This window comes from Verrucomicrobiota bacterium (assembly GCA_027622555.1).
Lineage (GTDB): Bacteria > Verrucomicrobiota > Verrucomicrobiia > Opitutales > UBA2995 > UBA2995.
Window position 1 is genome coordinate 24,972 of record JAQBYJ010000055.1, and the last position, 11,778, is coordinate 36,749.

The 11,778-nt window shown below is 47.4% G+C and carries 15 protein-coding genes; 3 read left to right on the top strand and 12 right to left on the bottom strand.

Annotation, left to right across the window (positions count from 1 at the left end; genetic code table 11):
- Nucleotide 1: 1 nt before the first annotated feature.
- From O3C43_14660 to O3C43_14705, 10 genes are read right to left on the bottom strand one after another with little or no spacing between them, the layout of a single operon-like run.
- Nucleotides 2-256 carry a hypothetical protein gene (locus O3C43_14660; protein MDA1067731.1) on the bottom strand — a complete coding sequence of 85 codons (255 nt, stop codon included), beginning with the start codon at nucleotides 254-256 and terminating at the stop codon, nucleotides 2-4.
- A gap of 30 nt (nucleotides 257-286) precedes the next feature.
- Nucleotides 287-433, bottom strand: coding sequence for a hypothetical protein (locus tag O3C43_14665; protein MDA1067732.1), 147 nt, complete (start codon nucleotides 431-433; stop codon nucleotides 287-289).
- 12 nt (nucleotides 434-445) lie between these two features.
- Nucleotides 446-1,936, bottom strand: a complete 1,491-nt coding sequence (locus tag O3C43_14670) for a monovalent cation/H+ antiporter subunit D family protein (GenBank protein MDA1067733.1) — start codon at nucleotides 1,934-1,936, stop codon at nucleotides 446-448.
- Nucleotides 1,937-1,940: 4 nt separating this feature from the next.
- Nucleotides 1,941-3,455 carry a monovalent cation/H+ antiporter subunit D family protein gene (locus O3C43_14675; protein MDA1067734.1) on the bottom strand — a complete coding sequence of 505 codons (1,515 nt, stop codon included), beginning with the start codon at nucleotides 3,453-3,455 and terminating at the stop codon, nucleotides 1,941-1,943.
- Nucleotides 3,452-3,982: a cation:proton antiporter subunit C gene (locus O3C43_14680; GenBank protein ID MDA1067735.1), complete on the bottom strand. Its 531-nt coding sequence runs from the start codon at nucleotides 3,980-3,982 to the stop codon at nucleotides 3,452-3,454. Before O3C43_14680 ends, O3C43_14675 begins: the two co-directional genes overlap by 4 nt.
- Before the next feature lie 3 nt (nucleotides 3,983-3,985).
- Nucleotides 3,986-4,741, bottom strand: coding sequence for a hypothetical protein (locus O3C43_14685; protein ID MDA1067736.1), 756 nt, complete (start codon nucleotides 4,739-4,741; stop codon nucleotides 3,986-3,988).
- Nucleotides 4,738-4,983, bottom strand: a complete 246-nt coding sequence (locus O3C43_14690) for a DUF4040 domain-containing protein (GenBank protein ID MDA1067737.1) — start codon at nucleotides 4,981-4,983, stop codon at nucleotides 4,738-4,740. Before O3C43_14690 ends, O3C43_14685 begins: the two co-directional genes overlap by 4 nt.
- Nucleotides 4,980-5,315 (bottom strand): monovalent cation/H(+) antiporter subunit G, encoded by a 336-nt coding sequence (gene mnhG / locus O3C43_14695; protein ID MDA1067738.1) that lies wholly within the window; start codon nucleotides 5,313-5,315, stop codon nucleotides 4,980-4,982. The genes O3C43_14690 and mnhG overlap by 4 nt, the downstream gene beginning before the upstream one ends.
- Nucleotides 5,312-5,617, bottom strand: coding sequence for a monovalent cation/H+ antiporter complex subunit F (locus O3C43_14700; GenBank protein ID MDA1067739.1), 306 nt, complete (start codon nucleotides 5,615-5,617; stop codon nucleotides 5,312-5,314). The genes mnhG and O3C43_14700 overlap by 4 nt, the downstream gene beginning before the upstream one ends.
- A 3-nt stretch (nucleotides 5,618-5,620) precedes the next feature.
- Nucleotides 5,621-6,115, bottom strand: a complete 495-nt coding sequence (locus O3C43_14705) for a Na+/H+ antiporter subunit E (GenBank protein MDA1067740.1) — start codon at nucleotides 6,113-6,115, stop codon at nucleotides 5,621-5,623.
- A gap of 266 nt (nucleotides 6,116-6,381) precedes the next feature.
- On the opposite strand from O3C43_14705, the gene O3C43_14710 reads away from it, so the two are divergent.
- The 3 genes from O3C43_14710 (at nucleotide 6,382) to O3C43_14720 (ending at nucleotide 10,434) form a co-directional block, all read left to right on the top strand.
- Nucleotides 6,382-7,305, top strand: a complete 924-nt coding sequence (locus O3C43_14710; GenBank protein ID MDA1067741.1) for a DUF975 family protein — start codon at nucleotides 6,382-6,384, stop codon at nucleotides 7,303-7,305.
- Nucleotides 7,306-7,521: 216 nt separating this feature from the next.
- Nucleotides 7,522-9,033 (top strand): lysine--tRNA ligase, encoded by a 1,512-nt coding sequence (gene lysS, locus O3C43_14715; GenBank protein ID MDA1067742.1) that lies wholly within the window; start codon nucleotides 7,522-7,524, stop codon nucleotides 9,031-9,033.
- Nucleotides 9,034-9,165: 132 nt separating this feature from the next.
- Nucleotides 9,166-10,434: an ABC transporter permease gene (locus O3C43_14720; GenBank protein MDA1067743.1), complete on the top strand. Its 1,269-nt coding sequence runs from the start codon at nucleotides 9,166-9,168 to the stop codon at nucleotides 10,432-10,434.
- A gap of 4 nt (nucleotides 10,435-10,438) precedes the next feature.
- Here the strand turns inward: O3C43_14720 and O3C43_14725 are convergent, their stop codons facing one another.
- Together O3C43_14725 and O3C43_14730 are read right to left on the bottom strand one after the other, a co-directional pair.
- Nucleotides 10,439-11,083, bottom strand: coding sequence for a DUF2959 domain-containing protein (locus tag O3C43_14725; GenBank protein MDA1067744.1), 645 nt, complete (start codon nucleotides 11,081-11,083; stop codon nucleotides 10,439-10,441).
- A 58-nt stretch (nucleotides 11,084-11,141) separates the two neighbouring features.
- The gene (locus tag O3C43_14730; GenBank protein MDA1067745.1) at nucleotides 11,142-11,717 is read right to left on the bottom strand and encodes a hypothetical protein; all 576 of its coding nucleotides are present in this window, start codon (nucleotides 11,715-11,717) and stop codon (nucleotides 11,142-11,144) included.
- Nucleotides 11,718-11,778 lie beyond the last annotated feature (61 nt).

Here is an 11,778-nt window from a genome sequence, read left to right on the forward strand (position 1 = left end):
ATTAATCGTAGTGGTCCTCTTTGCGTTTCACGAGGGGACGCAGGATGAATTTGGATGCGAATACCAGGAGCGCGAAAGTTACGAAACTATAAACCCCGTAAAAGCCAGGCCAGTTTTCCCATTCAAAAACGGCATGCTTATCGAAATTTTCTGATAAAAACAAAAAGTCCAAAAGGAAGACGACCACGCAAGCTACGATGAGTGAGCGGACAATGATCTTGGCCATTTTGGATGGGGGATGATGTGAATCACTCATGGGTCAATCTACGTTCGTGTTAAGCGCGATTCAGTGGTGAAGATTGGCTGCTCCACCATCTGGAGAGGACAGCATGATGAATATCAAGTAGATCGTCAGTAAGCTGAATACTACTATGAATGCTTTTTTAAAACCGGGCCAGGCTGCGTGTGATAATTCTTGAATTTCTTCTTTCATAACAAGTGCGGTTTAAAAGTTTAGAAACTCTTGCGCTGCGGCGTCGGCGAGCGAGAAAAATGGTTCAGGATAGACGAACAACACCATGGTCGCCAATGCGGTTAGGGACAAAGCTATTACGGCACATGGGTGAGCTTCATCCACTTTGTCTTCGAACAGAGAATCGTCCGCTTTGCAGAAGAATGCCCTAAACGAGATAGGGAAAAAGTAGGCCGCGTTGAGCAGTGAGCTTACGAGTAGAACGACCAACATAATATACTGTCCATCGGCTACCGTTCCTTGCAGCAGATAAAACTTACTCCAGAAGCCTCCGGCCAGCGGGATACCCACCACACTTAACGAACCGATGAAGAATGCCGCCATCGTTATCGGCATTCGTTTGCCGATTCCGACCATCTGGCTGATGTATTTTTTGCCCGTTGCTTCGAAAATGGCTCCTGCACAGAAGAACAAAGTGATTTTTCCGAAAGCGTGCATGGCGATGTGCATCATACTTCCGGTCGCTCCGTTCCCATTGAGCAATGCCATGCCCAGAATGATGTAGGAAAGTTGACCAATCGTGGAAAATGCCAGGCGGCGTTTCAGGTTGTCCTGGGATAGTGCGATCAGGGAGGAGGTGACGACTGTGAAGGCAGCGATCCAGGTGATGATTACCCCGAGATCCAGATCCGCCATGAAATCGAGTCCGAAAACTCCTGAGTAAACGCGAATGATACAAAAGACGCCCACCTTCACGACGGCAACGGCATGCAAGAGCGCACTCACCGGGGTAGGGGCCACCATCGCTCCAGGTAGCCAGGAGTGGAATGGCATGAGGCCTGCCTTTGCGAATCCAAAGGTTAGCAGAAGCACAAGAACAAGTCCTTCAGTTGCTCCTATGTGATCTCTAAGGAATCCGCCTCCGATGAAATCCATACCGCCGTCTGTTTTCAGGAAAATAAAAATCAGAGCGGGCAACACAAAACCAATCGATGTCGTCAGTAAATAGGTCAGATAAGTGCGACCGCCGGTCCTGGCTTCCTTATCCTGGTGGTGCGTTACCAGGGGATAGGTTGCGAGGGAAAGCATTTCGTAGAACAGATACAGTGTAAACAGGTTGGCCGAAAATGCTACGCCCAAGGTTGCGGATAGAGATACCGCAAAGAATGAGTAGAACCGGGTTTGTGAATGTTCCTTCAGCCCTCGCATGTAACCGATCGCGTACAAGGAGGTGATTATCCAAAGCGAGGATGCCACCAGGGCAAAGAGCATCCCGAATTGATCTACCCGGAATGCAATCGAAAGCCGTGGCAGGATTTGCCAAATCGTAAACTCAATCTTCGTTCCGGCAAGTATTGCCGGTAGCATCGAAACCACCAGGCCAAACTTAATAAACCCGGCGGCGAACGTGGCTCCTTCTCTAAGGTTTGGCTTTTTGCCGAGCAAAACAATAGGTATCACCGCCAGCAGGGAAACAAGGCATACCAGGACGGGTTTAAAACTGATGATGGTGTCGGGAGTCATACTGTCAAATTCCAGCTACCAGGTTAAATTGAGAAACAAAGTCCTGAATGATCGAAACAATTTCCTTATTGTAGATACCGATACTTAAAATGATAGCCGCGGTGGCCAACAAGGGCAGGACCTGGGTCATTGAGCCTTCCGAGATTTTAGCGTGATGGTCTCCATGATGGGCGTCGTGTCCTTCGGCGGGTTTAACGCCAAAGTGAGCGACCTCAATAATCCGGAAGAAAAGAACCGCATTGACCAAACTGGAAAAAAGCAGAGCCACCACATACTCCCAGTTTCCGGAGTTGATGCCGCCTTGAATCAAATACCATTTACTGAAAAAACCTGCAGTCGGAGGTATGCCTATCAGTGAAAAAGCACCTACCAGGAATCCGATCATGGTTAGGGGCATCTTCTTAAACAATCCATCCACCGCATTGATATCTCTCCGACCCGTCTTGGTGTAAATAATCCCTGCGAACAGGAATACGCACAGAGTCATGAATGCATCGCTGATGATGTGAAAGATCGAACCGATCATACCGGTTTCATCCACGAGCCAAACACCGCCAACCATATAACCGACTTCGGCAATGATGAGAAATGTGAGCATCTTCCGAAGGTCTTTCTGAGCGAGTGCGCCGATAGAACCCGCAAGGATGGCTATGACTGCCAGCCAAACCACGACGTTGTCCCAATTGAGAACTTCAAAAGCGTAGTTTGGACCAAACACAGTCAGGACCATGCGGATCATCACGTAGATCATTACCTTGGTCACGAGCGGACCCATGATAGCACTGCTGGTCGTTGGTGCAAAAGAGTAGGCATTCGGTAACCATGCATGAAGGGGGAAAAATGCCATTTTAATCCACACGCCTACGGTGATGAGTATGAAAGCCACAAGAATGGTGGAGGAACCTTCCAGGTGGTTCACCACCAACTGCTCGTTGATGTCCACCATATTCAGGGACCCTGTTTTTATATACAGGTAGCCAACGCCCAATAAATAGAACGACGCCCCAATCGTTCCCATGATTAAGTATTTATAAGCTGCTAAAGTGGCCCGGATATTGCCCATCGCCAACAGGGCATAGCTCGTCAAAGCGGAGATTTCCAACAATACGTAGAGATTGAACGCATCTCCTGTGATCACCATACCCAATAGCCCCGCTATGAGTAAAAGAAATAGCGTATAATACTGGGAAACCTTGTCCTTGTTTTCCGTGAGCACTGCGTCTCTGGAATAGATCGCTGCTAACAAGGCAACAATCGTTACGGTTACCGCGACCAGGGCATTCAGTCCGTCAATGCGAAATTCAATGCCGAACGGTGGTTCCCAACCACCTAATTTATAACGAATGGTCCCTGATTCCAAGACACGAACCAAGGTCGATAGACTTGCCCAAACCGAACTCGCCAGACTCAACAAGACGAGCGGCCAGCAAAGTGCCTTGATTCTAATCCCGACCAGCGCCACCACTATGGCGGTTAGAAAAGGAAACAGGAGAATTAAAACAGGTGCTTGCTCAGTCATTTTGCGGACTTGATCTGTTCAAGGATTTCGCTCTCTTCAAGTGAGCCGAATTCTCCATATAGTTTCTGAGTGATGGCTAGTCCCACACCAAGAGTAGCTACTCCGACCACAATGGCGGTAAGCATGAGTACATGAACCAGGGGATTAATAAATTGGTCGGGGTCGATTTCCAGACTGCCATGGTCGTCGTGACTGACGGCATGGTCACTGTGATCTGCTGCTGCGTGAATTTCTTCGGTAACTTCGCGAACTGCGTGTTCAGCGTCGTGGTGAGTATCCGTACCCTCCCCGGAGACCTCTTCATGGTGAGCTCCATGGACTTGATCGTGATACAAAATGGGGATGGTTGCGTGCTCCTTGTAGCCAATCGAGACGTAAAACAAAATGATCGCTGTTTGAAAAATCGACATCCCGATCAGTTTTTTGATCAAGTTGTTTTTTGAGACCATGGCATACAAACCGATCATCATAATAATGACGTATATCCAATAATTGAAACTGTCCGCAATTGCTTCTAGAAATTCCATGGATTAGATGCCCTCCTTCATTGTACCATTTGAGGACAAACTTGAGTAGATCGAAAACATGATCGCGGTTACCGTGAATGCCACGCCGATTTCTACACCGAGCATGCTATGGGAACGAGCATCTTCAACGCTGCCGGGGATTATTTTTGATAGAATCCCGTAATCGAGAAAGTTGGCTCCGAAGAGCAAAGCTACGACTCCGAATCCTGCGTATATAAAAATACCGATACCGGCCAGGTTGAGTATCCGATTCTCTGGCACCCATTCCTGAGCTGCTTGCAGGTTTCGTGCTAATGCCAATAATATAAAACTAGCCCCGAAGATGACTCCTCCTTGGAATCCGCCACCTGGACTGTGGTGACCATGGGCGACCACGTAGAGCGCAAAAAGTTGAATGATAGGAAGTAACAGACGAGTGGTCGTTGCAATGATCAGGTCTGGCTTCTTGTCGGTTAGTTTTGGTTCTTTGTGCTGGTTCTGGCTGCTGGAACCGAATACACGCAGTATCCCGATAATAGCTATACCTGCGGTGAATATCACCACGGTTTCAAACAGGGTGTCGTAGCCCCGGTAGTCCGCCAGGACGGCCGTTACCATATTAGGAACTGTTGTTTCGGGAAAAGTTTGAGTGATGTAATGTTGAGACAAACGGTAGCTACTGGCTGGCGAATTTACATCTCCCCAATCAGGAAAATCTTTTTCCGCCTGTAAGAGTAATAGTCCCGTAATTATTACGGTAATGAATCCGAGTACTTTCAATCTGATGACCTCCTTGATGTGCGCAGCACGGTTGAAATCATAAATACAGCGCTAACTCCCGCACCGACGGCCGCCTCGGTAAAGGCGACATCAACCGCACCCATACCAGCCCAAAGCAGACACATGAGAAAACTGTAAACTCCGAAAATCATCGCCGCACTGAGCAAGTCCTTCACCTGGAGTGCAATGATCGAAGTGATCACCAGGAAAATCAGAATTATCAGGTCGAAAATCCAGATCATTTCCCCTCCTCCTTTTTGCCGCGAGTCCACATTTTTATTCCTTCTTCAAACCCGGCTTTGATAAGAGCGTGAGTGCTGGTCGGTCCTGTCGACATGATAAACATAGCAATAAATATCATTTTACCAACGACCAGGAAATTTGCCAGGGAAGGAACATGCAGCTGATACAGCGCCATTCCTGCTAGGATGAGAAGCATGGAACAGGTGTCTCCTTTTCCAGCGGCATGCATACGTGTATAAAAGTCCGGGAATCTCAATATACCCACTGCGCCACCGATGAAAAATACCAGCCCGGTGCAAATAATAAAAATGCTTATGATGTTAATAATCAATCTCCAGACTCCTCCGCTTTCATATCGGCAAACGACTTGGTTGGGTTTACCCGATCAAAGAAACGAGCCGCTGCGATCGATCCAATAAAGTTCAGAAGGGCATAGGTCAGGGCAAAATCAACAAACATTTCCACCCGTTGGAACAACATGCCGATGATGATTAGTAGGACCGTCGTTTTGGTCCCGATTACGTTGACGGCAACTATCCGGTCAATCGCAGTGGGTCCTATGATCATTCGGTAAATGATCGGAACCATGAGAGCGAGGATGGCTATGCCGACCCATACGAAAAAATTCTCCATGACCTAACTGTCCCCTCCTTCAAATACTTTAGAGATTTTTTGCTCCATCGTCTCACTCTCAACACCCGACTTGGTATGTCGCGAGATGGAGTGGATGAGTAGTTCATCTCCTTCGATGTCTATGGTGATGGTACCGGGAGTGAGTGTGATTGAATTGGCCAGTATGTATTTACCATAGTCGGTCTTAAGTTTTGTCTTAACACGGACCAGGGAAGGATCGAGGTCTTTGATCTCACCGGGTGTTAGCGCCAGCCTCAATATGTGGACATTGGAGAGAATAATCTCCCACAACAGCCAGAGTAAATAACCGGGTATTCTCGCTGTTTCAGCCAGGCGGTTGGCAAAACCTTTAGAACGGTTTGTAAAGTAAAAGCTCGAGGAGATAAGGGTTATAAACAGGCAGGAGAGAACACCCAAGGTGATGTGGAAATAGTCAAATTGTCCGGATAATACAACCCAGCCGCCGAATAAGATCAGAAAAATGACAACGCGGTACATGTAGGAGCTTTAGAGAATTTGCGATTGCGGAGTTGCTACTCGAGAAGAATTGGGTGAAGTAGAAACCAAAAAAAGGATCTCAGATCGCTTGCACAAGACTTTTCAGGTATTTTTTAGTCAATGACCTCGAATTGTTTTTTTGGTATCCTTGGTAGGTGCCCAAAGTGAAGCTTTTTCGACTTGCGGAATCGAATCATGATATTGAGTGTTCTGGCATCAGGTCTCTGGTAGTTGTTTCCGCTGTTCCACTTGTGCAATAAAGTTCTATGATTTGGTTTTACACGATAAATGGTGAGCAAAAAGGTCCTGTTTCAGAAGATGAATTAAAGCAGCTTTTCGATTCTGGGTTGATCAAGCTGACCGACTTGGTGTGGAGGGAAGCAATGAGTGACTGGGCTTCGTATGGTTCAGTGTTTGAAGGAATTCAAGAAACGCCTACGCGGACTACCCAGGCAGGCCAGGCAAATAAAACTTCCCCGATACCTGTGGCTAGCGGTGCCAACGGTCGAACTCCCAACTATGAATTACGTGCTTCAGCCCGCCGAGCTTTATCGGGCCGGTGGAATCAGGCTGCGCTGTTTATCTTCCTGTTCATTTTGCTCATTTTTGCTTCTGGCCTGGTTCCATTTGGATGCTTTATCCTATTCGGACCCTTCATGCTGGGTGTTCACGAATATTTTCTCCGTCTATTTCGTAAGGAGGATCCACAGAACAATCTCTTGTTTGCCGGGTTTTCCAACTTCGCGTTGGGGCTGGTTATTTATTTGCTGATCTTCGCCATCGGTATAGCCGTTCTTATGGTGGTCGGGATTCCGATTGGTTTGCTGGTTGCAAGCATTGCGGCAGTAGGAGACTCACAAGCCGGGGCATTGGTTCCAGTGATGATAATCATCATCGGATTTGGAACTGGGGTGATTATGGTGAGTTCGATAGTGATCCAGGTAATATTTTCCATCGGCTACCTGATTGCATTGGAAGAACCGGAAATCGGTGGCGTAGAGGTTCTTCAAAAGTGCCCCCGGATTCTCAAGGGCTACAAGCTAAAGTTGTTTATGATGCATCTTGTATTTCTCGGTTGGTCCATTCTGACGATACCGACCTTATACATTGGGATGCTTTGGGTGATGCCCTATTATTATACAAGTCTCGTGGCCTTTTATGACGACCTCAAAGCTCCTCCGTCTGTTTGAACTGATTCGAGGAAATCCGTGATAATTGGATTTTGTAGAGCTGTCTGGTAGGCTAATAGCGGGTGGATTTTCTACAGTTAAAGTTGAGGTGTTTTGCCAAAACCGCCGCCCGTTTTTACTCGAAAATAGAATTACTCGGGCGCATATACCCAGACCTGATTTTCCGTTGCGCTTTCAAATAGCGCTGTTCATCGTTGCGCGTTTTTTATCACTATCATGAGCAATAATACTTCGGATAATTCCCATGACCTGTTTGCCGTACGTAAGGCAAAACTGGATAAGTTGCGCGAGGACGGAATCGACCCATTTCGTCAGAATTGGGATCAGACTCATACCTCCACATCAGCGAAGGCATTGTATAAACCGGAGGTTGATGAACAGGAGCAGGAATCTGTTTCCGTCGCTGGACGCATCACGAATCTGAACGTTATGGGCAAAGCCATGTTTGCCAAAATCCTCGATCGTGATGGAAAGATCCAGATATATGCCAAGCGCGATGAACTGGGTGAAGAAAAGTATTTCAAACTTCGGAAGCATGATATTGGTGATATTATCGGAGTATCCGGTCCGGTCTTTGTAACCCAGACCGGAGAGATAACCGTCCGTGTTCTTGATTATGCTATCGTTTCAAAATCGATGAGGCCGTTGCCCGAAAAATGGGCAGGACTTACTGACAACGAGAAGGTATACCGCAACCGTCACCTGGATTTGATCGTCAATGACGAGAGCCGCGAACGCTTTAAAAAGCGAAGTGCGATTATCTCCTGCATTCGCCGCTACCTGGAGGCTCAGGACTTTATGGAAGTGGAAACGTCCACGCTGCATCACATTGCAGGCGGTGCAGCAGCCAGGCCATTCGTAACGCATTTCAATGCGTTGGATTGCGATTTCTATTTACGTATCGCTCTCGAACTTCACTTGAAGCGTTTGCTGGTCGGCGGGTTCGATCGCATCTTCGAAATTGGTCGGGTATTTCGGAATGAAGGTCTTTCGCGGCGTCATAATCCCGAGTTCACCATGCTTGAAGTGTATCAGGCCTATTCGGACTTCCGTGGCATGATGACGTTGATCCATGGAATGATTCAAACCGTCTGTAAGGATGTGTTGGGTACTACGACGATTGCGAACTCTGACGGCATCGATATTGAGCTCGGAGGAGAGTGGAGGGAAGTTTCCTATAAAGATCTTGTTCTTGAGGCCACCAAGGATGATGACTGGTTTAGTCGATCCAAAGATGAAAAACTCGCAGCGACCCAGGAGTTGGGTATAAAAGTAAATCCGGATTTGGAGGATTACGAAATTACGAACAATGTTTTTGAGAAGCTTGTCGAACCTACGCTTATTCAACCAACCTTTGTTACGCATATTCCCAAAGAGCTGTGTCCTTTGGCAAAGTTGAATGAAAACGATCCAGGCGTCCTCGACGTCTTTGAACTTTGCATCAACGGACAGGAAATTGCGCCGGCTTACTCAGAGCAGAACGACCCCTTTATCCAGAAGGAGATGTTTGAAGCCCAGCTCGGTGAGGAGACGCAGGATATTGATACGGAATTTCTCGCCGCGATGGAGCAGGGCATGCCTCCCGCAGGAGGAATGGGTGTAGGGATCGACCGGTTGATTATCCTGCTAACCGGTGCTGCCAATATACGTGATACGATTTTGTTCCCGGCTCTTCGGCCTGAGAAAAGGCAAACAAACGACGCCGAAGAGGGTAGTGCGGATGAGTAGCGGAACGCTTAACGAACGTTGATTGATCGAAAGAAACATCTTCCACGACAACAAGTCAGAGCATAGATTCAGCTGAACTGCGTTTAAGGCTAGCATTCTAACTCCTGGCTTTTAGCTTCTATTGTTTTTCACATGCCTTGGTACTTTTATTTAGCCGTCAAACAACTTTTCCCCTCGGGACGATTTGCTTCGTTCTATTTGGTTTTGTCGGTTTTGGGGGTTAGTTTGGGCGTGTGTGTCCTGGTGGTGGTTCTCACCGTCATGAACGGGTTCCAAAAAGAGATACGCGACAAAATCGTGGAAACGTCCGGTGACATTCGAGTCGAGGCGGGTGCTGTCATTTATGAATACGAAGGCATCATGGACCTCATTCTTGATACGGAGTTCAGGTCCAGGAAAGTAATTCAAGCGGTTGCACCCTATGCCTACGGATTTGTGATGGTCCAAAACCGGAACGTTCCAGTGTTTCCTGCCATTCGCGGGGTTGACGTGAACCTGGAAGCGGAGGTTATTCCATTCGAACGGTTCATGAAAATTGGGAGTATCGATGATTTGGACGATGATTCCATTATCATTAGTTCCGGGCTTGCCCGGAAGATTGGTGCTTATCGGGGTGACATGTTAGAGGTGGTTTCCCCGCTTATTATTGAGAAGTTTAAGCAGGAGGAAATGATGCTTCCGCGTGAGCTTCGTGTAGCTGGTGTTCTTGAAACCGGATGGACGGTGATTGATGACAATACCCTGTTTTGCACGCTTTCTTTGATGCAGGAATTCTACGGACTTGAAGATGGCGTTCATGGAATAACGGTCCGGCTGAAAGAAGCCTATGAAGATCAGGTCGACCTCATTACGAGTGAGATCAATGCAACGCTCCTGAGACGTGATGATCTTCCCTTGGGCTTGAAGGCATTCTCGTGGCTCGATCTCAATCGAGACTTTCTTTTTGTGCTGCAGTTAGAGAAGTCGGTTATGTTTTTTCTTCTTCTCTTTATTATCGTTGTATCCGCTTTTGCAATTACCAGTACCCTCTTGATCACGGTTGTTCGCAAAACGAAAGAAATCGGTTTGCTCGGTGCCATGGGTGCCAAGTCTTCAGGCTTGGTTGCCTGCTTTACGCTTCAGGGGTTTATCATCGGCTTGGCCGGTACGGTGATCGGTTTCTCTGGTGCGTTTCTGGCTTTGGCCTATCGCAACGAGATTGTGAAGTATGCTGCTGGTATATTTAATAAGGAGGAAACCCTTATCCGGTTTTATCAATTTACTAAAATCCCCGTCGACTACGAGCAATCCGACTTTGTTTTCATTTTTGTAAGTGCCATACTTATCAGCACCCTTGCGGGATTGATCCCCGCTTACCGCGCAAGCCGATTAAAGCCGGCATCTGCACTGCGGAGCGAGTAAAACGCTACTCTTTCAACTGCTTCACGAACGCTTCCGCTTCAGCGATGGCCGCATTCATATCTTGGATAAGGTCTGCGACTTCTTCTTCCATCGCGGTGACTTCACTTTGAATCGAAGCGATAGCACGTGCGTTCAAATTGTGTTTTAGAAAAAGTACCTGATCGTTGAATACTACCAGAATGGGATTCATCTTCTCTTCCGCTTTGTTCATAGCAGTCAGGAGCTTCTCATACTCTTTTCGCGTTTGAGTAAGCTGGGCCTGACTTGACTCACGATACTTGTCAGATGAAAAATCAGCCAACTCCGTTTCCCATTCATCAAACAAGGCTTCGGCGACATTTTTAACTGCGGCGATCCGGCCACGCACATCGTTGGCCCTGCGGACCGAGAGGTCATACTCTTTTTGTAACCGGTCGTAAGTTTCCTGGAGTTTGCTACCTTCGACCGTGACGGTCGCACGAAATGCTTCCAAAGCATCGGCAAATTGTTCTTTGGCGACTTCCTGGCTTTCTTGTGCCTCGGTGACTCGATCTACCAGTATCTCGCGTTTGTGAATCCCCATGCGTTCCATGGTATCGTAATAAACGGTTTGGCAACCCCAGGTTAGTAATGAAACCAAAAACAAAAGAATAGATGACCAAAATCCCATAGGAGGCAGGCTAGTGGGTTTATTTCACAAAGGACAACCCCTTTAGGTAGCAGGCTGGTTATTTCCCCAGCTTATGTTTGATGACCCATTTGAGATGGTTAAACAACAAACCTGGATTAGTAAGTGACTGTTTGAGTTTTCTGCGCCGACGAAACTTGGGGTGTTCATAGATGTCGCCGTGTTTAGCGTGAAATTCAAAGACAATGTATTTGGCCATCGTATCGCTCGTGCATGTCAGGCCATGGGGCTCGCCGGCGGCATAATATATGAGAGCAGGCGCCTTTACTTTCTCTCCAAGCGTCTCGATTTCTCCTTCAAAAAGTAAGATCCCCACATCATATGCATCCTCGTGAGGCGCGTATCCGGCCTTCGGTTTCATTCGGGTGGCATGCACTTGGAGCTTCCTCAGGAAACTGGTTTTTCCTTCCAGGATTACCTCCATCTTTTGGTCCTCGGAAAATACATCACTGTTTGCCAGTTGCTCCGAGGCTTTCATGAATACTCGATCCAGCAAGTGCTCGGAGTGGTATTCGTCCGTAATCCATTTTAACATCAGGTAGACCACAGGAGCATCTGAGGGGTCAAAATAAAGGGTCAATCCAATACTTAATACTATTGCCCTCACTTGGTGCATAGATACTCTCCTTGTTTGATGGCCAGGAAAGTTAGATTTGAAGGTCAAAATAAAGGGTCAA

Coding starts and splice junctions, on each gene's coding strand:
- O3C43_14705 (MDA1067740.1), bottom strand. CDS start 6,115: ATGTACCGCGTTGTCATTTTTCTGATCTTATTCGGCGGCTGGGTTGTA.
- O3C43_14690 (MDA1067737.1), bottom strand. CDS start 4,983: ATGATCTGGATTTTCGACCTGATAATTCTGATTTTCCTGGTGATCACT.
- O3C43_14670 (MDA1067733.1), bottom strand. CDS start 1,936: ATGACTCCCGACACCATCATCAGTTTTAAACCCGTCCTGGTATGCCTT.
- O3C43_14700 (MDA1067739.1), bottom strand. CDS start 5,617: ATGGAGAATTTTTTCGTATGGGTCGGCATAGCCATCCTCGCTCTCATG.
- O3C43_14660 (MDA1067731.1), bottom strand. CDS start 256: ATGAGTGATTCACATCATCCCCCATCCAAAATGGCCAAGATCATTGTC.
- O3C43_14720 (MDA1067743.1), top strand. CDS start 9,166: ATGCCTTGGTACTTTTATTTAGCCGTCAAACAACTTTTCCCCTCGGGA.
- O3C43_14730 (MDA1067745.1), bottom strand. CDS start 11,717: ATGCACCAAGTGAGGGCAATAGTATTAAGTATTGGATTGACCCTTTAT.
- O3C43_14680 (MDA1067735.1), bottom strand. CDS start 3,982: ATGGAATTTCTAGAAGCAATTGCGGACAGTTTCAATTATTGGATATAC.
- O3C43_14725 (MDA1067744.1), bottom strand. CDS start 11,083: ATGGGATTTTGGTCATCTATTCTTTTGTTTTTGGTTTCATTACTAACC.
- lysS (MDA1067742.1), top strand. CDS start 7,522: ATGAGCAATAATACTTCGGATAATTCCCATGACCTGTTTGCCGTACGT.
- O3C43_14710 (MDA1067741.1), top strand. CDS start 6,382: ATGATTTGGTTTTACACGATAAATGGTGAGCAAAAAGGTCCTGTTTCA.
- O3C43_14665 (MDA1067732.1), bottom strand. CDS start 433: ATGAAAGAAGAAATTCAAGAATTATCACACGCAGCCTGGCCCGGTTTT.
- O3C43_14675 (MDA1067734.1), bottom strand. CDS start 3,455: ATGACTGAGCAAGCACCTGTTTTAATTCTCCTGTTTCCTTTTCTAACC.